Source organism: Pseudomonas sp. MPDS, from assembly GCF_013283895.1.
Lineage (GTDB): Bacteria > Pseudomonadota > Gammaproteobacteria > Pseudomonadales > Pseudomonadaceae > Aquipseudomonas > Aquipseudomonas rhizophila.
Window position 1 is genome coordinate 1,284,245 of sequence record NZ_CP054128.1, and the last position, 21,465, is coordinate 1,305,709.

The following is a 21,465-nucleotide window of genomic DNA, read 5'->3' on the forward strand; positions in this document are numbered from 1 at the left end:
GTCAGGCATTGGCCCGCACCTTGAGAGGGAGATGTCTTGATGAAACCGCTTTACCTCGCCTCGGGCTCGCCGCGTCGGCGTGAGTTGCTCACGCAGATCGGTGTGCCATTCACCGCCGTCAGCGCAGACATCGACGAAACTCCCCTGGATGACGAAACCCCTTCGGCCTATGTCGAACGTCTGGCGCGCGGCAAGGCTGAGGCCGGGCGACGTGCTTTGCCCGCAGGCATGGACGGCTGCGTGCTGGGTGCCGACACCGCCGTGGTGCTGGACGGGCGGATTCTGGGCAAGCCGCTGGATCAGGCCGACTCAATGGCGATGCTTTTGAGCCTGTCCGGTCGTGACCATGAGGTGCTGACCGCCATTGCGGTACTGGACGGACAACGTTGTGAATCCTGTGTGGTGCGCAGCCGGGTCAGCTTTCGCTCCATCACTGAGCAACAAGCGCTAGCCTATTGGAACAGCGGTGAGCCCCGGGACAAGGCCGGCGGCTATGGTATTCAGGGCTTGGGGGCGGTATTCGTCGCCGGGCTTGAAGGCAGCTATTCAGCTGTGGTCGGCCTGCCGCTGTGCGAAACCTCGGAGCTGTTGGGCCATTTCGGCATACCCTGTTGGCAAACCCTGAGCGCGCGCTGAGCGCCGTCTGACTTGATGCGGCCATTATCGTGAACACGCCTGAACGAGACCCTGCCATGAGTGAAGAGATCCTGATCAACATCACGCCGATGGAATCGCGCGTGGCGGTGGTTGAAAACGGTGTTCTGCAAGAAGTTCACGTCGAGCGCACGCAAAAACGTGGCATCGTCGGCAATATCTATAAAGGCAAGGTGGTGCGGGTGTTGCCGGGCATGCAGGCGGCGTTCGTCGATATTGGCCTGGATCGTGCGGCGTTCATTCATGCCTCGGAAATATCCATGCGTGAAGGCCCGGCCGTGGAGAGCATCAGTGCCCTGGTTCATGAAGGCCAGAGCCTGGTGGTCCAGGTCACCAAGGACCCCATCGGTTCCAAGGGCGCGCGCTTGACCACGCAGCTGTCGATTCCGTCGCGCTACCTGGTGTACATGCCGCGTACCGCTCACGTCGGCATTTCCCTGAAGATCGAAGATGAAGCCGAGCGCGAGCGCCTCAAGCAGGTGGTCAGCGATTGCGTGGAGAAAGAGGGCATCAAGGAAGCTGGAGGTTTCATCCTGCGCACCGCCGCCGAAGGGGCCGGGGCCGATGAAATTCTCATGGACATCCGCTATTTGCGCCGGCTCTGGGACCAGATTGCCGATCAGATCAAGACCATCGCCACCCCCAGCGTGATCTACGAAGACCTCGGTCTGGCATTGCGGACCCTGCGGGACCTGGTCAGCCCCAAGATTGAGAAAATCCGCATCGATTCCCGGGAAACCTTCCAGAAAACCACCCAGTTTGTGGCGGAGCTGATGCCGGAAATCGCTGATCGTCTCGAGCATTACCCCGGCGAGCGGCCGATTTTCGACCTGTACGGCGTCGAAGACGAAATCCAGAAGGCCCTGGAGCGTAAGGTGCCGCTCAAGTCCGGCGGCTACCTGGTGGTGGACCCGGCCGAGGCCATGAGCACCATTGACGTCAACACCGGGGCGTTCGTCGGCCATCGCAACCTCGAAGAAACCATCTTCAAGACCAACCTGGAAGCGGCCACCGCCATCGCTCGTCAGCTGCGCCTGCGCAACCTGGGCGGAATCATCATCATCGACTTCATCGACATGGAGCATGAAGAGCACCAGCGCCAGGTGCTGCGGACCCTGGAGAAACAACTCGAGCGCGACCACGCCAAGACCAACATCATCGGGATCACCGAACTGGGCCTGGTGCAGATGACCCGCAAGCGCACTCGCGAGAGCCTTGAGCAGGTGCTGTGCGAACCGTGCAGCAGTTGCCAGGGCCGGGGCAAGCTCAAGACCCCGGAAACCGTGTGTTACGAAATCTTCCGGGAAATCCTCCGGGAGGCACGCGCTTACCAGGCCACAGGTTATAGAGTGTTGGCGAACCAGAAAGTGGTGGATCGCCTGCTCGATGAAGAGTCAGGGAACGTTGCGGAACTGGAGGCCTTTATCGGTCGCACGATTCGCTTTCAGGTGGAAACCATGTATTCCCAGGAACAATACGACGTGGTGCTGCTCTGAAGTGGCTTCATGAGCGGCAGCCCCGCGGATTTGAATACTTTTGCCAGGGGAGCCCGCTGACATGGAGCGTCTGACACGCATTTTGGCCGCGCTGACCCGTTGGGGCCTGGGCCTGTGCGCGCTGCTGTTGGTGCTGGTGGCACTGTATGTCAGCCTCGGGCGAGAACTGGCTCCGCTGGTGGCCGAATACCGCGCCGAGGTCCAGACCCGCGCCAGCGAAGCGTTGGGCATCCCCGTGCATATCGGCAGCCTGGACGGTAGCTGGAGCGCCCTGGCCCCCATCCTGCTGGCCCACGACGTGATGGTCGGCGAGGGCGCCAATGCCTTGCATCTGGATCAGGTGCGGGCCGTGCCGGACTTGTGGGGCAGCCTGGTGGCGCGTCAGGTGCGCATTGCTCACCTGGAAGTCAGCGGCCTGAAGATCAGCCTCAAGGAAGGCGCCGACGGCAAGTGGGCCCTGGAGGGGCTGCCAGTGCAGGACGATCAGCCCTTGGATCCCCAGCAACTGCTCGAGCGCATGCAGATGATCTCGAAGCTGTCGGTGCTCGACAGCCAGGTGACCTTGCAGCCGCTGGAACAACCACCGCTGACCCTGACCTATGTTGGCCTGAGCCTGCGCACTGGTGTTGCCCGTCAGCGTCTGGATGCCCGACTGACCCTGCCTGACGGCCAACCCGTCGCGATCAACCTGCGCACCCGTATCCGTGCCAGCGACTGGCAGAACGGCCAGGCTGATGTCTACCTGAGTCTGCCGCAAAGCGATTGGTCCACATGGCTGCCGGAACGCCTGACCCGACAATGGCATTTTTCCCGGATCAAGGCTGGCGCAGAGTTCTGGCTGAGCTGGGGCGCGGGCACCGTGCAAAGCGCGGCCATTCGACTGAACGCGCCGGACATCCAGGGCGCCTATGCCGAGCGCAAGCCGGTGCAGATCCATAACCTGGCGCTCAACGGGTATTTCCAGCGCAGCGACCAGGGATTCAGCGCAACCTTCGATTCCCTGGCAATGAGCCTGGGCGAAACCCGTTGGGAATCGCGCCTGCAGTTGCAACAGAACAACGCCACCGAAAAAACCGAAGAACTCTGGCACGTGCAGGCTGATCGCCTCGACCTCACGCCGCTGACGCCGTTGCTCCATGCCCTGGCGCCGTTGCCCGAAGGCGTTGCCACGGCAATCGACCGGCTCAAGTTCACGGGCGGCCTGCGCAACGTGCTGGTGGACTACCGCCCGCAGAACAGCGGTGATCAGAAAGTCAGCTTCGCCACCAACCTGGACACCGTAGGCTTTGATGCCTATCGCGGCGCCCCGGCGGCGCGCAACGTGTCCGGGAGCCTGAGCGGCGACCTGGGCGGCGGTGAGCTGCGCATGGACAGCAAGGATTTTTCCCTGCACCTGGACCCGATCTTCGCCAAGCCCTGGCAATACTTGCAGGCTAACGCCCGGCTGACCTGGAAATTGGACAAGCAGGGTTTCACGCTGATTGCGCCGTACCTGAAGGTACTGGGGGAGGAGGGCCGGATTGCCGGTGACTTCCTGATTCGCCTGCATTTCGACCACAGCCAGGAAGACTACATGGACCTGCGGGTCGGCCTGGTGGATGGCGACGGTCGCTATACCGCCAAGTATCTGCCTGCTGTCCTGAGCCCTGCGCTGGATGAGTGGCTGCGCACGGCAATCGTCAAGGGCGCGGTGGATCAGGGTTTTTTCCAGTATCAAGGTTCGCTGAACCACGGTGCCGAAGACGCGGCACGCAGCATCAGCCTGTTTTTCAAGGTGCATGATGCCGAGCTGGCCTTCCAGCCGGGGTGGCCTTCGGTGAGCAAGGTCAGCGGGGATGTTTTCGTCGAAGACAGCGGCGTGCGCATCTTTGCCAGCCAGGGGCAGTTGCTGGACACCCAGGTCAGGAATGTTTCGGTGAACATCCCCCATGTGCCCAGCGGCCAGAATTCCCATCTGCTGTTGGACGGCGAGTTCGCCGGTGGCTTGGGCGACGGTTTGAAGATCCTGCAGACGGCGCCGATCGGTACGGCGCAGACATTCGCCGGCTGGGAAGGCGAGGGCGACCTGCAAGGCAGTGTGAAGCTGGATATTCCTTTGGCGAAAGGCGAGCAACCGAAGATTCTGGTGGACTTCAAGACCGACAAGGCCCGGCTCAAGCTCAGCGAGCCGGTGCTGGAGCTGACGCAGCTCAAGGGCGATTTCCGCTTCGACAGCAACAAAGGACTGAGCGGCAAGAATATCGCGGCCCGAGCGTTCGACCGGCCCGTGACCGCGCAGATTTTTGCCGAAGGCCGTGCCGGTGAACTGACTACGCGGGTGGCCGCCTCCGGACAGGTGGAGGTCAAGAAACTCACTGACTGGCTGAAGGTTACACAACCATTGCCGGTGACTGGCGTGGTGCCGTATCAGTTGCAGGTGATCCTCGACGGTGCCGACAGCCAACTGTCGGTCAGTTCCAGTCTCAAGGGCGTGGCCGTGGATCTGCCCGCGCCCTTCGGGTTGGCTCCCGATGCCGGGCGTGACACGGTGTTTCGCATGACCTTGCAAGGCGCGGAGCGCCGTTACTGGGTGGATTATGGCGACCTGGCCAGCTTCACCTACGCGGCGCCGAACGGACAGGTTGCAGACGGTCGCGGTGAACTCTTGCTCGGTAACGGTGATGCGATTCTGCCGGGAGGCAAGGGCCTGCGCCTGCGCGGGACGCTGTCGCAGTTGGATGTGAGTCCGTGGCAGGAGCTGGTGGGCAAGTATGCGGGGCAGGATCCGGGCGGTAGCGCCAAACAACTGCTTAGCAGCGTCGATCTGAACATCGGCAAGCTCACCGCCATGGGCACGACCCTGGACCGGGCTTCGGTGCAACTGGACCGCAAGCCTGACGCCTGGGCTTTGCGACTTGCCAGCGAGCAGGCCAAGGGCACCGCCAGTCTGCCGGACGCGAAGGCCGCACCGATCGGTATCAAGCTTGACTACATTCGCCTGCCGGCCGCCGACCCGACGGTCCAGACCGACGAAAACGCGCCGGACCCGCTGGCTTCGGTCGATCCTCGCAACATTCCGGCCATGGATATTGTCATTGACCAGTTGTTCCAGGGGCCCGACCTCATTGGTGCCTGGTCGTTGAAGGTGCGTCCGACAGGCAAGGGCATTGCCTTGAACAACCTGGACATGGGCCTCAAGGGCATGGTCTTGAGCGGCAACGGTGGCTGGGAAGGCGTCCCCGGCTCCACCAGCAGTTGGTACAAAGGCCGCATCGGTGGCAAGAACCTGGCCGATGTGCTCAAGGGCTGGGGCTATGCGCCGAGCGTGACCAGCGAGAAATTCCGCCTGGACGTCGATGGTCGCTGGCCTGGCTCGCCAGCGTGGGTCGCCACGAAGCGCTTCTCCGGGAGTCTGGATGCGTCGCTGAGCAAGGGCCAGTTCGTCGAGTTGGAAGGCGGCGCCCAGGCGCTGCGGGTATTTGGCTTGCTGAACTTCAACTCCATCGGCCGCCGATTGCGCCTGGACTTCTCTGACCTGTTCGGCAAAGGCTTGAGTTACGATCGGGTCAAGGGGCTGCTGGTGGCGAGCGACGGTGTTTACGTGACCCGTGAACCCATCACCCTGACGGGACCGTCGAGCAACCTGGAGCTCAACGGCACACTGGACATGGTGGCCGATCGGGTCGACGCCAAGTTGCAGGTGACGCTGCCGGTGACCAACAACCTGCCGATTGCTGCGCTGATTGTCGGCGCGCCAGCGGTGGGTGGGGCGCTGTTTCTGATCGACAAACTGATTGGCGACCGTGTGGCGCGCTTTGCCAGCGTAAGATACGACGTCAAGGGGCCGTGGAAAGAACCGAAGATAACCTTCGACAAGCCGTTCTGACAGGCGATGACATCCCCCTTGTGGGAGCGAGCCTGTGGGAGCAAAGCTTGCTCGCGATTGCGGTGTATCAGCCAGCCTATATGTTGGATGTAACTGCCTCATCGCGAGCAAGCTTTGCTCCCACAGCCGCCTCGAGCGAGGATAAAAAAGAGGGAAGCACCATGCCAGTGGCAGTGATTCAGATGGTCAGTCAAAGCGATGTGCTCGCCAATCTGGCCCGCGCTCGTGTGCTGCTGGAACAGGCTGCCGCTGGCGGCGCAAGGCTGGCGGTGCTGCCTGAAAACTTCGCGGCCATGGGCCGGCGGGATGTGGCGGACATCGGTCGTGCCGAGGCCTTTGGTCAGGGACCGATCCTGCCCTGGTTGAAACAGACCGCCCGTGACCTCAAGTTATGGATTGTGGCCGGCACGTTGCCGTTGCCGCCGATGGAACAACCGGACGCCAGGGTGCATGCCTGTTCGTTGCTGATCGATGATCAGGGCCAGATTGTCGCGCGCTACGACAAGCTGCACCTGTTCGATGTGGACGTGGCAGACAATCGCGGTCGTTATCGCGAGTCTGATGACTATGCTTATGGCTACAACGTGGTAGTGGCCGATACACCTGTAGGGCGGGTTGGTCTGACGGTTTGTTATGACTTGCGTTTCCCGGAACTCTATAGCGAGCTGCGCGCCGCCGGGGCTGAATTGATCACCGCGCCTTCGGCGTTTACCGCAGTGACGGGCGCTGCCCATTGGGAGGTGTTGATTCGCGCCCGGGCCATCGAGACCCAGTGTTATGTGCTGGCAGCCGCTCAGGGCGGGCTGCATCCAGGGCCACGGGAAACCTTTGGCCATGCAGCGATAGTCGATCCATGGGGCCGCGTGCTGGCGCAACAGGATCAAGGCGAGGCCGTTTTGCTGGCCGAGCGCGACAGCAGCGAACAGGCGTCCATCCGGGCGCGTATGCCGGTGGCTAGCCATCGGCGCTTTTTCTCGCAGGGCGCTCGACAGCGGCCTGTCCAAGACGACGAATTCAAGGCGTAGAACATATGAGCGGGTTGTTATCCTCAGTCAGTGAACACCTTTTAGCCCCCGGTGGCGTCACCCTCGAAAGCCTGCAAGGGGTGCTGGGCGACTTGGCCGGCCCGGGCATCGATGCAGCCGACCTGTATTTCCAAGGGATGATCTCCGAGTCCTGGTCGCTGGAAGACGGCATCGTCAAGGAAGGCAGTTTCAACCTTGACCAGGGTGTGGGTGTGCGTGCCCAGTCCGGGGAAAAAACCGGCTTTGCCTACAGCAACGCCATCACCCTTGAAGCACTGGGCGCCGCAGCCCGTGCCGCTCGTTCGATTTCCCGGGCCGGGCAGAACGGCAAGGTACAGGCCTTCAGCAGCCGGGACGTGACGCAGTTGTATGCGCCGGACAACCCGCTGGAAGTCATGAGCCGCGCCGAAAAGGTCGAGCTGCTCAAGCGCATCGACGTCGCCACTCGCGCCCTTGATCCACGCATCCAGCAAGTATCGGTGAGCATGGCCGGGGTCTGGGAGCGGATCCTGGTGGCGTCCACCGACGGCGGTCTGGCGGCGGACGTCCGGCCGCTGGTGCGTTTCAATGTCAGTGTGATCGTCGAGCAGAACGGTCGTCGCGAGCGCGGCGGCCATGGTGGCGGCGGACGCACCGATTACCGTTATTTCCTCAGCGAAGATCGCGCCATGGGTTACGCCCGCGAAGCGCTGCGCCAGGCCCTGGTCAACCTTGAAGCGATCCCGGCGCCGGCCGGCACATTGCCGGTGGTGCTGGGCTCCGGCTGGTCCGGTGTGCTGCTGCACGAAGCGGTGGGGCACGGTCTGGAAGGCGATTTCAACCGTAAGGGCAGCTCGGCCTACAGCGGCCGCATGGGCGAAATGGTCGCTTCGAAACTCTGCACCATCGTCGATGATGGCACCCTGGCCGGGCGTCGCGGCTCCCTGAGCGTCGACGATGAAGGCACCCCGACCGAATGCACCACCCTGATCGAGAACGGCGTGCTCAAGGGCTATATGCAAGACAAGCTCAACGCCCGCCTGATGGGCGTGGCCCGTACCGGCAATGGTCGCCGCGAGTCTTACGCGCATCTGCCGATGCCGCGCATGACCAACACCTACATGCTGGGCGGTCAGAGCGATCCGGCGGAAATCATCGCTTCGGTGAAAAAGGGTATTTACTGCGCCAACCTCGGCGGCGGCCAGGTGGATATCACCAGCGGCAAATTCGTGTTTTCCACCAGTGAGGCTTACCTGATCGAAGACGGCAAGATCACTGCGCCGGTCAAGGGCGCGACCCTGATCGGCAACGGGCCGGAGGCGATGAGCAAGGTGTCGATGGTCGGTAACGATCTGGCGCTGGACAGCGGCGTGGGGACGTGCGGCAAGGATGGGCAGTCAGTACCGGTGGGTGTCGGTCAGCCGACCCTGAAGATTGATGCGATTACCGTGGGTGGCACGGGCGCATGACGGGAGCGCTGGGTGGAGTGCGAGGCCTCCACCCACGGTCGTTACTCAGCGCAGGCCGCGTTGAGTTTCGTCCAGCTCACGAATGTATTTGAAGATTTTACGGCTCGAGGCCGGTGGCTTGTTTTGCGCCAACTCGTGCTGGGCCTGACGGATCAGGGAGCGCAGTTGCTGACGGTCAGCCTCCGGGTAGTCGATGACGAATTTTTCCAGTACGCCGTCATCGCCTGCGATCAGGCGATCGCGCCAGCGCTCCAGGTTATGGAAGCGTTCGTTGTACTGCCGGGTAGAGGCATCGAGTTGATCGAGCAGAACCAGGATGGCGTCAGTGTCCTGGTCGCGCATCAGTTTGCCGATGAATTGCAGGTGCCGTTTACGCGCGATATTCGCGGTGTGCTTGGGCGCATCGGCCAGGGCCCGGCGCAAGGCGTCGGTCAGAGGCAGTTTGGCCAGCAAGTCAGGCTTGAGTGTTGTCAGGCGCTCGCCGAGGTCAACCAGAGCATGCAGCTCGCGTTTGACCTGGGATTTGCTTTTTTCACCCTCGTAGAGGGAGTCGTCGTAAGAATCAACCATGGTGGCAGTCCGCAAAGAAACGCCGCCATGATAACCAGTCGGGGGCCGCTTGTCCGGCCCGGTCGCTCGAAGGCCTCAGGTTTGTACGCAAAGTCGCGAAGGCACTATTCGTACAAACCCTGACCGAAAGCAGAATTTGAGTGGAGATACACCATGAGTGCAGTTCAGAGCGTCGGCCCGCAAGCATTGCCGGCACTGCAGGAACAAGTCGAGCAGATCCTTGCCGAAGCCAAGCGACAGGGCGCCAGCGCGTGTGAGGTGGCGGTCTCTCTGGAACAAGGTTTGTCGACATCGGTACGCCAGCGCGAGGTGGAGACCGTCGAATTCAATCGCGACCAGGGGTTTGGCATCACGTTGTACGCCGGCCAGCGCAAGGGCTCGGCCAGCACGTCGGCCAGTGGTCCTGACGCCATTCGTGAAACCGTTGCCGCTGCGCTGGCGATCGCCCAGCACACCTCCGAGGACGAAGCTTCGGGCCTGGCCGATGCTGCGCTGATGTGCAAGGAACTGCGAGACTTCGACCTGTTCCACGCCTGGGACATCACCCCGGAACAAGCCATCGAGCAGGCGTTGCGCTGTGAAGCGGCGGCTTTCGACGCCGACCCGCGAATCAAAAACGCCGACGGCACGACCCTCAATACCCATCAGGGCTGCCGTGTATACGGTAACAGCCACGGTTTTATCGGTGGTTATGCGTCGACCCGGCACAGCCTCAGTTGCGTCATGATCGCCGAAGCCAACGGCCAGATGCAGCGCGACTACTGGTATGACGTGAACCGCCAGGGCAATCGTCTGGCAGATCCGGTGAGTATTGGCCGCAAAGCCGCGCAGCGGGCGGCCAGCCGCTTGGGTGCGCGGCCGGTGCCGACCTGTGAAGTGCCGGTGCTGTTTGCCGCCGAACTGGCCGGCGGGTTGTTTGGCAGCTTTTTGTCGGCGGTCTCCGGCGGCAATTTGTATCGCAAATCATCGTTTCTCGAAGGGGCACTCGGCCAGAAACTGTTCCCGGAGTGGATGACCATCGATGAGCGTCCGCACCTGATGCAGGCCATGGGCAGCTCGGCCTTCGACGGCGATGGCCTGGCCACCTACGCCAAGCCATTCGTGGAGAATGGCGAACTGGTGTCCTATATTCTCGGCACCTATTCCGGTCGCAAGCTTGGCATGCCCAGCACCGCCAATGCCGGTGGCGTGCATAACCTGTTCGTGACCCATGGCGAAGAGGACCAGGCAGCCTTGCTGCGTCGCATGGGCCGTGGCCTGCTGGTGACGGAACTGATGGGGCATGGCCTGAACATGGTCACCGGGGACTATTCTCGCGGCGCGGCGGGGTTCTGGGTCGAGAACGGCGAGATTCAGTTTGCCGTCCAGGAAGTCACCATCGCCGGTAACATGCGCGATATGTTCAAGCAGATCCTGGCGGTGGGTAACGACCTGGAACTGCGCAGCAACATCCGCACCGGCTCGGTGTTGATCGAGCGAATGACGGTAGCGGGTAGCTGACCTTCAGCGCAGTAAAAAAGGCGCGTCATCCAAGTGGATGACGCGCCTTTTTATATTTAGAGGAACCTTGTGGCGAGGGGATTTATCCCCGTTGGGGTGCGAAGCGCCCCATTCAAACTGCCTGACTCATCGCCGTGTCAGGTTTTGGGGCTGCTTCGCACCCCAGCCGGGATAAATCCCCTCGCCACAATGAATCTGCTTCAGAGCTTAAGGCTATTCGCCTTCATCGAAGTAGTTGTTGATCAGCCCCACCAACGCATCCAGCGCCTCCTGCTCCTGTTCACCTTCGGTTCGCAGATGGATTTTGGTGCCTTGGCCGGCTGCCAGCATCATCATGGCCATGATGCTTTTGCCATTGATCATTTTCTCGGGGTCACGGCCCACGAGTATCTCGCAAGGAAACTGACCTGCCACACCGACGAACTTGGCTGACGCGCGGGCATGCAAGCCCAGCTTGTTGATGATTTCAATTTCCAGAGCGGGCATCGCGATGTGAATCCTTTAGCTGAGGTCGCGGTGGCGAACCTGGACGTTCTTCAGGGACTGTTGCAGGAGCTGACCCAATCGTTCGGTCAGGTAGACGGAGCGGTGATGGCCACCGGTACAGCCAATGGCAATCGTGACGTAGGCGCGGTTGCTCGCGGCAAAGCGCGGCAGCCATTTGAGCAGGTAGCTGGAGATGTCCTGGTACATTTCCTCGACATCCGGCTGGGCGGCCAGGTAGTCGATCACCGGCTGGTCGAGCCCCGATTGTTCGCGCAGCTCCGGTTTCCAATAAGGATTGGGCAGGCAGCGCACATCGAACACCAGGTCGGCGTCTACCGGCATTCCGCGCTTGAAACCGAACGACTCCACCAGAAATGCCGTGCCTGGCTCCGGCTGGTTCAGCAGACGCAACTTGATGGTGTCGCGCAGTTGATACAGGTTCAGGTGGGTGGTATTGACCTTCAGGTCCGCCAGGTCGGCGATCGGCCCCAGCAGCTGACTCTCGTCATGAATGGCTTCGGCCAGGGAGCGGCTTGCGTTGCTCAGGGGATGACGCCGACGGGTTTCGGAGAAACGCTTGAGCAGCGTCTCCTCATCGGCATCCAGATACAGCACATCGCACTGGATGTGCCGATTGCGCACTTCCGCGAGCAGCTCCGGGAACCGCGACAGGTGGCTCGGCAGATTACGTGCATCGATGGAGACCGCCACCAGCGGTTGCGCCAGTTCGGTGTGGATCAGGGCGCGCTCGGCCAGTTCCGGCAGCAGGCCGGCCGGCAGGTTGTCGATGCAGTAGTAGCCGCTGTCCTCAAGCACGTTAAGCGCCGTGCTTTTACCGGAGCCGGAGCGTCCGCTGACAATGATCATGCGCATGTTTAATGACCGTTCTGCTCGTCCAGGACAACCTGATACAAGGCTTCGTTGCTCGGCGCGCTGCGCAATTTCTCGCGCACTTCCTTGCGGTCCAGCATGCTGGCGATCTGGCGCAGCAGCTCAAGGTGCGCATCGGTCGCCGCTTCCGGTACCAGCAGTACAAACAGCAGGTCGACCGGTGCGCCGTCGATGGCGTCGAAATCTATGGGGGCTTCAAGGTGCAGCAGCGCACTGATCGGCGCTGTACAGGCCTTGAGGCGGCAATGGGGAATGGCGATACCGTTGCCAAAGCCGGTGGAGCCCAGTTTTTCACGGGCAAACAGGGCCTCGAAGACATCCTGCATTTCCAGATCCGGTACCTCTCGGTGGATCAGGTTGGCAATTTGTTCGAGGGCTTTCTTTTTACTGCCACCCGGCACGTTCACCTGGGAACGGCCGGGGGTCAGGATGGATTCTAGTCGGATCATGGATTAGGGGGGTTAACGACCGGTCGCGCCCTGGAGGAGGCTCTGGGTCTTTTCCTTATGCTTTTTGAGTTGGCGATCCAGCTTGTCGGTCAGCAGGTCAATCGCGGCATACATGTCTTCATGCGCAGCATTGGCAACCACCTCTCCGCCGGGGATATGCAACGTGGCTTCGATTTTCTGCAGCAGCTTCTCGACGTTCATCGTGACTTGCACGTTGGTGATCTTGTCGAAATGCCTCTCCAATCGTTCGAGTTTTTCGCCGATGTATTCGCGAAGAGGTTCGGTCACTTCCAGTTGGTGTCCACTGATGTTGACTTGCATACAGCTTCTCCTTCGTTGCCAGTGCATAAAGCGGCAGGCAGAAATGCCTGCCACTGGAACGCTGTGGCGTGGCCTGTTACATCAACCGCTTGCGTTCGCTCGAAGGTGCGATCCCGAGGGATTCACGGTATTTGGCGACGGTACGGCGGGCCACCTGAATGCCTTGTGCCTCCAGTAAACCAGCGATCTTGCTGTCACTCAACGGCTTTTTCTGATTTTCCGCGGCCACCAGTTTTTTGATGATCGCGCGGATGGCTGTGGACGAGCATTCACCGCCTTCGGAGGTGCTGACGTGGCTGGAGAAAAAGTATTTCAGTTCATATATGCCCCGGGGGGTATGCATGAATTTCTGGGTGGTCACCCGCGAAATCGTCGACTCGTGCATGCCCACTGCCTCGGCAATGTCGTGCAGGACCAACGGCTTCATGGCTTCGTCGCCGTACTCCAGGAAGCCGCGCTGATGCTCGACGATCTGGGTGGCTACTTTCATCAGGGTTTCGTTGCGGCTTTGCAGGCTCTTGATGAACCAGCGCGCTTCCTGCAACTGGTTGCGCATGAAGGTGTTGTCGGCGCTGGTGTCCGCGCGCTTTACGAAACCGGCGTACTGGGCGTTGACCCGCAGCTTGGGCACCGATTCCTGGTTCAGTTCCACCAGCCAGCGGTCGTTGTGCTTGCGCACGATCACATCGGGAACCACGTATTCGGGTTCGGTGGACTCGATCTGTGAACCTGGGCGCGGGTTGAGGCTCTGGACCAGCTCGATCACCTGGCGCAGTTCATCTTCCTTGAGCTTCATGCGACGCATCAACTGGCTGTAGTCGCGACCGCCCAGCAAGTCGATGTAATCGGTGACCAGTCGCTTGGCTTCGGCCAGCCAAGGCGTCTTGGCGGGTAACTGACGCAGTTGCAACAGCAGACACTCGCCCAGGTTGCGAGCACCGATGCCGGCGGGTTCGAACTGCTGGATGCGGTGCAGGACAGCTTCGATTTCGTCCAGCTCAATGTCCAGCTCGGGGTCAAAGGCCTCGAGGATTTCTTCAAGCGTCTCGTCCAGGTAGCCCTGATTGTTGATGCAGTCGATCAGGGTCACGGCAATCAGACGATCGGTATCGGACATCGGCGCCAGGTTCAGTTGCCACAGCAAGTGGCTCTGCAGGCTTTCGCCGGTGGAGGTGCGGGTAGTGAAGTCCCACTCGTCGTCATCGCTGCTGGGCAGGCTGCTGGCGCTGGTCTGGTAGACGTCTTCCCAGGCAGTATCCACGGGCAGATCGTTGGGGATGCGTTCATTCCATTCGCCATCCTCAAGGTTATCCACCGTCGGGGCGGTTTCCTGATAGGACGGTTCCGGGATTTCGGTGTTGGTCTTTTGCTCGACGTTATCGGCCAGCGGATCGGTGTTGTCGAAGTCGTCGCCTTCTTCCTGGCGTTCGAGCATCGGATTGGACTCCAGGGCCTCCTGGATTTCCTGTTGCAGGTCCAGGGTCGACAATTGGAGCAGGCGGATGGCCTGTTGCAGCTGCGGTGTCATCGTCAGCTGCTGGCCCATTCTCAAGACTAGCGATGGTTTCATGGCTGGGGCTTAACACCTTATTCGCCGGCGCACATGCGCCATCCACTACAGGGCGCCGAAGCGCCAAACTTAAGCAAATTATATGCCTGAAACTGAAGTGTTTGCCTAGGGCGTCACGTAATAAAATTAGCGACGCCGAGGTGATTGACCAGACACTTTTCGCTTACAGGCGGAACTCATGGCCCAAATACACTTCCTTGACCAGTTCATTGGCCAGGATGGTCGCGGAGTCGCCTTCGGCAATCAACTGGCCATCATTGACGATATAGGCGGTTTCACAGATATCCAGCGTCTCGCGAACGTTGTGGTCGGTGATCAATACGCCGATGCCCTTGGCCTTGAGATGGTGGATGATCTGCTTGATGTCGCCGACCGAAATCGGGTCCACGCCAGCGAATGGTTCGTCCAGCAGGATGAATTTCGGTGCGGTGGCCAGGGCGCGAGCGATTTCCACGCGGCGCCGTTCGCCACCGGACAGGCTCATGCCCAGGTTGTCGCGGATGTGGCTGATGTGGAATTCCTGCAGCAGGCTTTCCAGTTCCTGGCGGCGACCGGCTTTGTCGAGTTCCTTGCGGGTCTCGAGGATCGCCATGATGTTGTCGGCAACCGACAGTTTGCGGAAGATCGACGCTTCTTGCGGCAGATAGCCGATACCGGCCTTCGCCCGGCCATGCATCGGCTGGTGGCTGACGTCCAGGTCGTCGATCAGGACGCGGCCTTGATCGGCCTGAACCAGGCCGACGATCATGTAGAAGCAGGTGGTCTTGCCCGCGCCGTTGGGGCCGAGCAGGCCGACGATCTGGCCGCTGTCGATGGACAGGCTGACATCACGCACGACTTGGCGGCTCTTGTAGCTCTTGGCCAGGTGCTGAGCTTTCAGAGTTGCCATTACTGGGCCTTCTGCTCGTCGGTTTTCTTTTTCGGCTGGATGACCATGTCGATCCGTGGACGCTGCTCGGTGACCTTGCTGCCAGTGGCGCGACCGGCGCTGGCCAGCTTTTTGTTCGTGTCGTAGACGATTTTCTCGCCCTGGGTGGTGTTGCCGTCCTTGTCGATGACCTTGGCGCGATCGATCAGCACCACGCGGTCTTTGGCGGCGTGGTACTGAATGGTTACCCCGTAGCCTTGAACCGGCTTGGTGTCGCCCGCGGTTTGCATCTGCTCGAAGTAGGCCAGGTTGCCCACCGAGGTGACGACGTCGATGTCGCCGGACTGGGTGCGGGTGATGGTCACGGTGTTGCCGGTGACCTTCATCGAACCCTGGGTGATGATCACGTCACCTTTATAGGTGGCTACACCGTTCTTGTCGTCCAGTTGGGCGTCGTCGGCCTGGATGCGGATAGGCTGGTCGCGGTCGGTGGGGAGGGCCCAGGCGCTCGCGCTTCCCAGTGCTGCGCCCAGACTGAGCAAAATAGGGAGGGTTTTAGCGAGCTTCATACTGTCCTCTTACGTTCGATAGCAGGTGTATCCTGCTTTCCTTCAAATACGCTTTCATTCCCGTGCCGGTCGACACACCACCGGCGCCGTCGATTCTAACGGGTTGCTCGGTCTGCGCATATTCTCGCTGCGGGAAGACTGTCATACGACTGCTGGTAATGATGGTCGTACGGTTCTTCTCATCGGTCCGGGCGATGCGTACCGAATCAATCAGTTCCACTTCGGTGCCGTCGGGATTGACCTCGGCGCGTTCGCTCTGCACGTGCCACGGAAACTCGGTGCCCCTGAACATATTCAGGTCTGGCTTGGTGACCAGTGTGATTTCGCTGGCCTTGACGTGGTCGACTTTGTCGGACGTCATTTCATACTGCACTTTGCCATCGGGCAGGTATTGCAGGGTATGCGTGTTGGTCGCATACCAGTCGATATCATTTTCCTGGACCTTGACCGCAGGGCGGTCGAGGAAGCGTTCCGGGCTGATGTTCCAATAGCCGACCGCCGCGAAAATCGCTGCGATGCAGCCGAACACCACGATGGTGCGAATTTTCTTGCTTAGCATAAATGGCTCACAGATACGCGGCGTTGGCCGCCTCGAGGCGGCCTTGGGCGCGCAGGATCAGTTCACAGAATTCACGAGCGGCCCCTTCGCCGCCTCGCGCCGTGGTGATGCCGTGGGCGTGCTCGCGCACGAAGCCGGCCGCGTTTGCCACCGCCATGCCCAGGCCGACCCGACGAATCACCGGCAGGTCCGGCAGGTCGTCACCGAGGTAGGCGACCTGTTCATAGCTTAGGTTGAGTTGCCCCAGAAGCTCGTCCAGCACCACCAGTTTATCTTCTCGTCCCTGATACAGGTGGGGGATGCCGAGGTTCTTCGCGCGCCGCTCGACCACTGGGGTCTTGCGGCCACTGATGATGGCGGTCTGCACGCCGGCGGCCATCAGCATCTTGATGCCCTGGCCGTCGAGGGTGTTGAAGGTCTTGAATTCGCTGCCGTCTTCGAGGAAATAAAGGCGGCCGTCGGTCAGGACGCCGTCCACGTCGAACACGGCCAGTTTGATCGCTTTGCCACGTTGCAGCAGGTCTGTGTTCATTTACATGACTCCCGCACGCAGCAAGTCGTGCATGTTCAGGGCGCCCACTGGGCGGTCTTCGTCGTCGACCACCACCAGGGCGCTGATCTTATGGTCTTCCATGATTTTCAAGGCCTCGGCGGCGAGCATCTCGGCGCGGGCAGTCTTGCCGTGGGGGGTCATGACCTGCTCGATGGTCGCACTGTGAATGTCGATCGAGTGGTCCAGGGTGCGACGCAGGTCGCCGTCGGTGAAGATCCCGGCGAGTTTGCCGTCAGTTTCGAGAATGACCGTCATGCCCAGACCCTTGCGGGTCATTTCCATGAGTGCATCCTTGAGCAGCGTGCCGCGTGGCACCTGTGGCAGCTCCTGACCTGCGTGCATCACGTTTTCCACTTTCAACAGCAGGCGACGGCCCAGGGCGCCGCCGGGGTGGGAGAACGCGAAGTCTTCAGCGGTAAACCCCCTGGCTTCCAGCAACGCCACGGCCAGGGCATCACCCATGACCAGGGTGGCGGTGGTGGAAGAGGTCGGCGCCAGGTTCAACGGGCAGGCTTCGTGCTCGACATGAACATTGAGATTGACCTCGGCGGCTTTGGCCAGGGGCGAATCCGGATTGCCAGTGACACTGATCAGTTGGATCCCCAGGCGCTTGATCAGCGGCAGCAGGGTGATGATCTCATTGGTCGAGCCAGAGTTGGACAGGGCCAGGATGATGTCTTCCCGGGTGATCATGCCCATGTCACCGTGGCTGGCTTCGGCCGGGTGGACAAAAAATGCCGGAGTGCCGGTGCTGGCCAGGGTGGCGGCGATCTTGTTGCCGATGTGTCCGGATTTTCCCATGCCGACCACGACCACCCGACCCTTGCTGGCCAGAATCATCTCGCAGGCACGTACGAAATCAGCGTCGATATGGGGCAGCAAGCCTTGTACGGCTTCGAGCTCGAGGCGGATGGTACGTTGTGCCGATTGAATCAGGTCGCTGGTTTGGTTCATGTCAGAGATCGCATGGCTCGATGAAAAGGCGGCGATTATAGCGGCAATGAACAATTCCCTCACGTTAGTTCGTCATGCTTTGTTCGAGCGATTCACATGGCTTGATACAAAGTCTCTTCTTTTAGCGGTATCCGGACTGAACGGGCGCGGGCTTGGGCCTTGGGCGCTTGGGTGTTGCAGTGATATAGTTCGCCGCCGGTTCGGGTGCCCGGCAGTCCGGCGTTTGTCGGTTGGCCAGGGCATTCGGATGTGAGGCTGCATCGCAAGGAGTTTAGATGAGTGCCGACAACGCCTACGCGGTCGAGCTGAAGGGATTGTCCTTCAAGCGAGGGGCGCGCAGCATTTTCAATGACATCGATATCCGCATTCCCCGTGGCAAGGTCACCGGCATCATGGGGCCTTCCGGGTGCGGCAAGACCACGCTGTTGCGGCTGATGGGTGCACAGTTGCGCCCCAGTGCCGGCGAAGTCTGGGTCAATGGGCAGAATCTTCCAAAGCTGTCGCGCAGCGATCTGTTCGATGCGCGCAAGCACATGGGCGTGCTGTTCCAGAGCGGGGCCCTGTTCACCGATCTCGACGTGTTCGAGAATGTGGCGTTCCCCTTGCGGGTCCATACCGACCTGCCGGAAGAGATGATTCGCGACATCGTCCTGCTCAAATTGCAGGCGGTCGGGCTGCGGGGTGCCCTGGACTTGATGCCGGACGAACTGTCCGGTGGCATGAAGCGCCGCGTCGCTCTGGCCCGGGCGATTGCCCTTGATCCGAAGATCCTCATGTATGACGAACCCTTCGTCGGCCAGGACCCGATCGCCATGGGCGTGCTGGTGCGCCTGATCCGTCTGCTCAACGATGCGCTGGGTATTACCAGTATTGTGGTGTCCCACGACCTGGCCGAAACCGCGAGCATTGCGGACTACATCTACGTGATCGGCGATGGCCAGGTGCTGGGGCAGGGTACGCCCCAGGAATTGAAGGCCTCGGACAGCCCGCGCATTCGTCAATTCATGAAGGGTGATCCGGACGGGCCTGTGGCGTTCCATTTTCCGGCCACGGATTACCGCACCGATCTGCTGGGGAAGCGCTGATGCGCAAGAAATCACTGATAGAAAGAGTTCGCCTGTTTGGTCGTTCCGGCATCGATGTGGTGGCAGTGCTGGGCCGTTCCTCGCTGTTTCTGATGCATGCCCTGCTGGGGCGCAACACGACGGGTGGCGGGTTTGGGCTGCTGGTGAAGCAACTGCACTCGGTGGGCGTGATGTCCCTGGTGATCATCGTGGTCTCCGGGATCTTCATCGGTATGGTCCTGGCGCTGCAGGGGTTCAACATCTTGTCCAGCTACGGTTCGGAGCAGGCGGTTGGACAGATGGTCGCGCTGACATTGTTGCGTGAGCTGGGACCTGTGGTGACCGCGCTGCTGTTTGCCGGGCGTGCCGGTTCGGCGCTGACGGCCGAAATCGGTAACATGAAGTCCACCGAACAGTTGTCCAGTCTGGAAATGATCGGTGTCGACCCGCTCAAGTACATCATTGCCCCGCGCCTGTGGGCCGGTTTCATTTCCCTGCCGGTGCTGGCGATCATTTTCAGCGTCGTGGGGATCTGGGGCGGCTCGTGGGTGGCTGTAGACTGGCTGGGGGTCTATGAAGGTTCCTACTGGTCCAACATGCAGAACAGTGTCGATTTTCTCGACGACGTGCTCAACGGCGTTATCAAAAGTGCCGTATTCGCTTTCGTGGTGACCTGGATCGCCGTGTTTCAAGGCTATGACTGTGAGCCCACGTCAGAGGGGATCAGCCGTGCCACAACCAAGACCGTGGTGTACGCCTCGCTGGCGGTCCTGGGCCTTGACTTTATTCTGACCGCCTTGATGTTTGGAGATTTCTGATGCAAAACCGCACCCTGGAAATCGGTGTCGGCCTTTTCTTGCTGGCTGGCATCCTGGCTTTGCTGTTGTTGGCCCTGCGGGTCAGTGGCCTGGCGCCGACCGCAAGCACCGACACTTATAAACTTTATGCTTATTTTGACAATATCGCCGGTTTGACGGTCAGAGCCAAAGTGACCATGGCTGGTGTAACCATCGGCAAGGTCACGGCAATCGATCTGGACCGCGACAGTTTCACCGGTCGGGTGACGCTGCAGCTGGAAAAGCGCGTGGATAACCTGCCGACTGACTCCACTGCATCGATCCTCACTGCTGGGCTGCTGGGCGAGAAATACATCGGTATCAGCGTTGGCGGTGAAGAAGCTTTGCTCAAGGATGGCGGGACCATCCACGATACGCAGTCGTCGCTGGTGCTTGAGGACCTGATCGGTAAATTCCTGCTCAATACCGTTAGCAAAGACGCCAAATGAGGAGCTTTTGAATGATCTCTATCTTGCGACGTAGCCTGTTGGTGCTGCTCGCGGCGCTGCCGCTGATGGCCAACGCCGTGGCCGCGCCTTCGGCCCATGAAATCATCCAGGACACTACCACCCGGTTGCTGGCAGACCTGGCCGCCAACAAAGAGAAATACAAGCAGGATCCGGGGGCGTTCTACGACGCGCTGAACGGCATCGTCGGTCCCGTGGTGGATGCCGACGGTATTTCCCGAAGCATCATGACCGTCAAGTACTCGCGCAAGGCGACCCCGGCGCAGATGACGCGCTTCCAGGAAAACTTCAAGCGCAGCCTGATGCAGTTCTATGGCAACGCCTTGCTCGAATACAACAACCAGGGCATCACCGTTTCGCCGGCCAAGGACGAAAGCGGCAACCGCACCAGCGTCGATATGCAGGTCAAGGGCAATAACGGCGCGATCTACCCTGTGTCCTACACGCTCGAGAAAATCAACGGCGAGTGGAAGGTGCGTAACGTGATCATCAATGGCATCAACATCGGCAAGCTGTTCCGCGATCAGTTCGCTGATGCGATGCAGCAAAACGGCAATGATCTGGACAAAACCATCGACGGTTGGGCCGGTGAAGTCGCCAAGGCCAAGGAAGTTGCCCAGGATGCTCAAGAGAAGCAGGCGCAATGAGTGAGTTGGCGAGTGAGTCGGCCGTTCGTTTGGGCGAATCTGGCGAGCTGTTGCTCAGTGGCGTGCTGGACTATCGCACTGGCCCGGTCTTGCGCAAGCAGGGCCAGGCGCTGATCGGCTCTGCCGGCGCCGCAGAGCTGGTCATTGACTGCTCGGCGGTGCAGAAGTCCAGCAGTGTCGGCCTGTCCCTGCTGCTGTGCTTCATGCGTGACGCCAAAGCTGCCGGAAAAACCTGGAGCATCCGTGGGATGCCCGAAGACATGCGCGAAATAGCCCAGGTCAGCGAACTGACCGAGCTGTTGGTGCACTCCTGACCCACATCCCTGAAAAAGCCCCCCGTCAGAGTCCTGCTTCGCGGGGTTCGCAGGCGCGGGGCTTTTTTGTATGATGTGCGACCCGTGCGCACAGGGCGCCGATAGAGGTTGAGCATGCAGGCCGTAGAAGTGAAGAGCTTCCTTGAAGGAAAGCTGCCCGAAACTGTCATTGAAGTTGAGGGCGAAGGCTGCAACTTTCAGCTGAACGTGATCAGCGATGAACTGGCGGCGTTGAGCCCGGTGAAGCGTCAGCAGCAGATCTATGCCCATTTGAACCCGTGGATCGCCGATGGCAGCATCCATGCGGTCACTATGAAATTTTTCAGCCGCGCGGCCTGGGCCGAGCGCACCTGAGCCCA

23 protein-coding genes are annotated in these 21,465 nt (G+C 60.6%); 12 read left to right on the top strand and 11 right to left on the bottom strand.

All coding sequences use genetic code 11. From position 1 onward, the window contains the following. The first annotated feature begins 39 nt into the window (after nucleotides 1–39). The 5 genes from HQ912_RS05540 to tldD all read left to right on the top strand — a co-directional run bounded on the left by HQ912_RS05540 (nucleotide 40) and on the right by tldD (nucleotide 8,488). The gene (locus HQ912_RS05540) at nucleotides 40–636 is read left to right on the top strand and encodes a Maf family protein (RefSeq protein WP_047228678.1); all 597 of its coding nucleotides are present in this window, start codon (nucleotides 40–42) and stop codon (nucleotides 634–636) included. Nucleotides 637–692: 56 nt separating this feature from the next. Next, nucleotides 693–2,150, top strand: coding sequence for a ribonuclease G (gene rng / locus HQ912_RS05545; RefSeq protein ID WP_047228677.1), 1,458 nt, complete (start codon nucleotides 693–695; stop codon nucleotides 2,148–2,150). 61 nt (nucleotides 2,151–2,211) lie between these two features. Next, complete coding sequence (locus HQ912_RS05550; RefSeq protein ID WP_173406563.1) at nucleotides 2,212–6,015, top strand: YhdP family protein; 3,804 nt, start codon at nucleotides 2,212–2,214, stop codon at nucleotides 6,013–6,015. Nucleotides 6,016–6,176: 161 nt separating this feature from the next. Next, nucleotides 6,177–7,040 carry a carbon-nitrogen hydrolase family protein gene (locus HQ912_RS05555; RefSeq protein WP_047228675.1) on the top strand — a complete coding sequence of 288 codons (864 nt, stop codon included), beginning with the start codon at nucleotides 6,177–6,179 and terminating at the stop codon, nucleotides 7,038–7,040. Between the two features lie 5 nt (nucleotides 7,041–7,045). After that, complete coding sequence (tldD, locus tag HQ912_RS05560; RefSeq protein ID WP_173406564.1) at nucleotides 7,046–8,488, top strand: metalloprotease TldD; 1,443 nt, start codon at nucleotides 7,046–7,048, stop codon at nucleotides 8,486–8,488. Between the two features lie 45 nt (nucleotides 8,489–8,533). Here the strand turns inward: tldD and yjgA are convergent, their stop codons facing one another. Further along, entirely contained in the window at nucleotides 8,534–9,058 is a 525-nt protein-coding gene (gene yjgA, locus HQ912_RS05565) for a ribosome biogenesis factor YjgA (protein WP_003197830.1), read from the bottom strand. 153 nt (nucleotides 9,059–9,211) lie between these two features. Between yjgA and pmbA the strand changes: the two genes are divergently transcribed. After that, the gene (gene pmbA, locus HQ912_RS05570; protein WP_047228673.1) at nucleotides 9,212–10,558 is read left to right on the top strand and encodes a metalloprotease PmbA; all 1,347 of its coding nucleotides are present in this window, start codon (nucleotides 9,212–9,214) and stop codon (nucleotides 10,556–10,558) included. Nucleotides 10,559–10,771: 213 nt separating this feature from the next. On the opposite strand, the gene HQ912_RS05575 is transcribed toward pmbA, so the two are convergent. The 10 genes from HQ912_RS05575 to HQ912_RS05620 form a co-directional block, all read right to left on the bottom strand. Continuing rightward, on the bottom strand, nucleotides 10,772–11,044 hold the full coding sequence (locus HQ912_RS05575; protein WP_047228672.1) for an HPr family phosphocarrier protein: 273 nt from the start codon (nucleotides 11,042–11,044) through the stop codon (nucleotides 10,772–10,774). A gap of 15 nt (nucleotides 11,045–11,059) precedes the next feature. Continuing rightward, a complete protein-coding gene (gene rapZ / locus HQ912_RS05580) occupies nucleotides 11,060–11,917 on the bottom strand; it encodes an RNase adapter RapZ (protein WP_047228671.1) in 858 nt (285 codons plus the stop codon). A 2-nt stretch (nucleotides 11,918–11,919) separates the two neighbouring features. Then, complete coding sequence (ptsN, locus tag HQ912_RS05585; RefSeq protein WP_047228670.1) at nucleotides 11,920–12,384, bottom strand: PTS IIA-like nitrogen regulatory protein PtsN; 465 nt, start codon at nucleotides 12,382–12,384, stop codon at nucleotides 11,920–11,922. A gap of 12 nt (nucleotides 12,385–12,396) precedes the next feature. Further along, nucleotides 12,397–12,705, bottom strand: coding sequence for a ribosome hibernation-promoting factor, HPF/YfiA family (gene hpf, locus HQ912_RS05590; protein ID WP_047228669.1), 309 nt, complete (start codon nucleotides 12,703–12,705; stop codon nucleotides 12,397–12,399). A gap of 76 nt (nucleotides 12,706–12,781) precedes the next feature. Then, on the bottom strand, nucleotides 12,782–14,275 hold the full coding sequence (locus tag HQ912_RS05595; protein ID WP_047228668.1) for an RNA polymerase factor sigma-54: 1,494 nt from the start codon (nucleotides 14,273–14,275) through the stop codon (nucleotides 12,782–12,784). 163 nt (nucleotides 14,276–14,438) lie between these two features. Then, entirely contained in the window at nucleotides 14,439–15,164 is a 726-nt protein-coding gene (gene lptB, locus HQ912_RS05600; RefSeq protein ID WP_047228667.1) for an LPS export ABC transporter ATP-binding protein, read from the bottom strand. Continuing rightward, nucleotides 15,164–15,712: a lipopolysaccharide transport periplasmic protein LptA gene (lptA, locus tag HQ912_RS05605; RefSeq protein WP_047228666.1), complete on the bottom strand. Its 549-nt coding sequence runs from the start codon at nucleotides 15,710–15,712 to the stop codon at nucleotides 15,164–15,166. Before lptA ends, lptB begins: the two co-directional genes overlap by 1 nt. Further along, nucleotides 15,699–16,271: an LPS export ABC transporter periplasmic protein LptC gene (gene lptC, locus HQ912_RS05610; protein WP_047228665.1), complete on the bottom strand. Its 573-nt coding sequence runs from the start codon at nucleotides 16,269–16,271 to the stop codon at nucleotides 15,699–15,701. The genes lptA and lptC overlap by 14 nt, the downstream gene beginning before the upstream one ends. Before the next feature lie 7 nt (nucleotides 16,272–16,278). Then, nucleotides 16,279–16,803 (bottom strand): KdsC family phosphatase, encoded by a 525-nt coding sequence (locus tag HQ912_RS05615; RefSeq protein WP_047228664.1) that lies wholly within the window; start codon nucleotides 16,801–16,803, stop codon nucleotides 16,279–16,281. Further along, nucleotides 16,804–17,778, bottom strand: coding sequence for a KpsF/GutQ family sugar-phosphate isomerase (locus HQ912_RS05620; RefSeq protein ID WP_047228663.1), 975 nt, complete (start codon nucleotides 17,776–17,778; stop codon nucleotides 16,804–16,806). It lies immediately after the preceding gene. Nucleotides 17,779–18,053: 275 nt separating this feature from the next. Between HQ912_RS05620 and HQ912_RS05625 the strand changes: the two genes are divergently transcribed. The 6 genes from HQ912_RS05625 to HQ912_RS05650 all read left to right on the top strand — a co-directional run bounded on the left by HQ912_RS05625 (nucleotide 18,054) and on the right by HQ912_RS05650 (nucleotide 21,460). Continuing rightward, nucleotides 18,054–18,863, top strand: a complete 810-nt coding sequence (locus tag HQ912_RS05625; protein WP_047228662.1) for an ATP-binding cassette domain-containing protein — start codon at nucleotides 18,054–18,056, stop codon at nucleotides 18,861–18,863. Further along, nucleotides 18,863–19,660: a lipid asymmetry maintenance ABC transporter permease subunit MlaE gene (mlaE, locus tag HQ912_RS05630; protein WP_047228661.1), complete on the top strand. Its 798-nt coding sequence runs from the start codon at nucleotides 18,863–18,865 to the stop codon at nucleotides 19,658–19,660. The genes HQ912_RS05625 and mlaE overlap by 1 nt, the downstream gene beginning before the upstream one ends. Further along, complete coding sequence (gene mlaD, locus HQ912_RS05635; RefSeq protein ID WP_047228660.1) at nucleotides 19,660–20,127, top strand: outer membrane lipid asymmetry maintenance protein MlaD; 468 nt, start codon at nucleotides 19,660–19,662, stop codon at nucleotides 20,125–20,127. The genes mlaE and mlaD overlap by 1 nt, the downstream gene beginning before the upstream one ends. An 11-nt stretch (nucleotides 20,128–20,138) precedes the next feature. Further along, entirely contained in the window at nucleotides 20,139–20,792 is a 654-nt protein-coding gene (locus HQ912_RS05640) for a phospholipid-binding protein MlaC (protein ID WP_047228659.1), read from the top strand. Continuing rightward, complete coding sequence (locus tag HQ912_RS05645; RefSeq protein WP_047228658.1) at nucleotides 20,789–21,106, top strand: lipid asymmetry maintenance protein MlaB; 318 nt, start codon at nucleotides 20,789–20,791, stop codon at nucleotides 21,104–21,106. Before HQ912_RS05640 ends, HQ912_RS05645 begins: the two co-directional genes overlap by 4 nt. Nucleotides 21,107–21,220: 114 nt before the next feature. Next, nucleotides 21,221–21,460, top strand: a complete 240-nt coding sequence (locus tag HQ912_RS05650; RefSeq protein ID WP_047228657.1) for a BolA family protein — start codon at nucleotides 21,221–21,223, stop codon at nucleotides 21,458–21,460. Nucleotides 21,461–21,465: the final 5 nt, after the last annotated feature.

Coding starts and splice junctions, on each gene's coding strand:
- HQ912_RS05540 (WP_047228678.1), top strand. CDS start 40: ATGAAACCGCTTTACCTCGCCTCGGGCTCGCCGCGTCGGCGTGAGTTG.
- rng (WP_047228677.1), top strand. CDS start 693: ATGAGTGAAGAGATCCTGATCAACATCACGCCGATGGAATCGCGCGTG.
- HQ912_RS05550 (WP_173406563.1), top strand. CDS start 2,212: ATGGAGCGTCTGACACGCATTTTGGCCGCGCTGACCCGTTGGGGCCTG.
- HQ912_RS05555 (WP_047228675.1), top strand. CDS start 6,177: ATGCCAGTGGCAGTGATTCAGATGGTCAGTCAAAGCGATGTGCTCGCC.
- tldD (WP_173406564.1), top strand. CDS start 7,046: ATGAGCGGGTTGTTATCCTCAGTCAGTGAACACCTTTTAGCCCCCGGT.
- yjgA (WP_003197830.1), bottom strand. CDS start 9,058: ATGGTTGATTCTTACGACGACTCCCTCTACGAGGGTGAAAAAAGCAAA.
- pmbA (WP_047228673.1), top strand. CDS start 9,212: ATGAGTGCAGTTCAGAGCGTCGGCCCGCAAGCATTGCCGGCACTGCAG.
- HQ912_RS05575 (WP_047228672.1), bottom strand. CDS start 11,044: ATGCCCGCTCTGGAAATTGAAATCATCAACAAGCTGGGCTTGCATGCC.
- rapZ (WP_047228671.1), bottom strand. CDS start 11,917: ATGCGCATGATCATTGTCAGCGGACGCTCCGGCTCCGGTAAAAGCACG.
- ptsN (WP_047228670.1), bottom strand. CDS start 12,384: ATGATCCGACTAGAATCCATCCTGACCCCCGGCCGTTCCCAGGTGAAC.
- hpf (WP_047228669.1), bottom strand. CDS start 12,705: ATGCAAGTCAACATCAGTGGACACCAACTGGAAGTGACCGAACCTCTT.
- HQ912_RS05595 (WP_047228668.1), bottom strand. CDS start 14,275: ATGAAACCATCGCTAGTCTTGAGAATGGGCCAGCAGCTGACGATGACA.
- lptB (WP_047228667.1), bottom strand. CDS start 15,164: ATGGCAACTCTGAAAGCTCAGCACCTGGCCAAGAGCTACAAGAGCCGC.
- lptA (WP_047228666.1), bottom strand. CDS start 15,712: ATGAAGCTCGCTAAAACCCTCCCTATTTTGCTCAGTCTGGGCGCAGCA.
- lptC (WP_047228665.1), bottom strand. CDS start 16,271: ATGCTAAGCAAGAAAATTCGCACCATCGTGGTGTTCGGCTGCATCGCA.
- HQ912_RS05615 (WP_047228664.1), bottom strand. CDS start 16,803: ATGAACACAGACCTGCTGCAACGTGGCAAAGCGATCAAACTGGCCGTG.
- HQ912_RS05620 (WP_047228663.1), bottom strand. CDS start 17,778: ATGAACCAAACCAGCGACCTGATTCAATCGGCACAACGTACCATCCGC.
- HQ912_RS05625 (WP_047228662.1), top strand. CDS start 18,054: ATGAGTGCCGACAACGCCTACGCGGTCGAGCTGAAGGGATTGTCCTTC.
- mlaE (WP_047228661.1), top strand. CDS start 18,863: ATGCGCAAGAAATCACTGATAGAAAGAGTTCGCCTGTTTGGTCGTTCC.
- mlaD (WP_047228660.1), top strand. CDS start 19,660: ATGCAAAACCGCACCCTGGAAATCGGTGTCGGCCTTTTCTTGCTGGCT.
- HQ912_RS05640 (WP_047228659.1), top strand. CDS start 20,139: ATGATCTCTATCTTGCGACGTAGCCTGTTGGTGCTGCTCGCGGCGCTG.
- HQ912_RS05645 (WP_047228658.1), top strand. CDS start 20,789: ATGAGTGAGTTGGCGAGTGAGTCGGCCGTTCGTTTGGGCGAATCTGGC.
- HQ912_RS05650 (WP_047228657.1), top strand. CDS start 21,221: ATGCAGGCCGTAGAAGTGAAGAGCTTCCTTGAAGGAAAGCTGCCCGAA.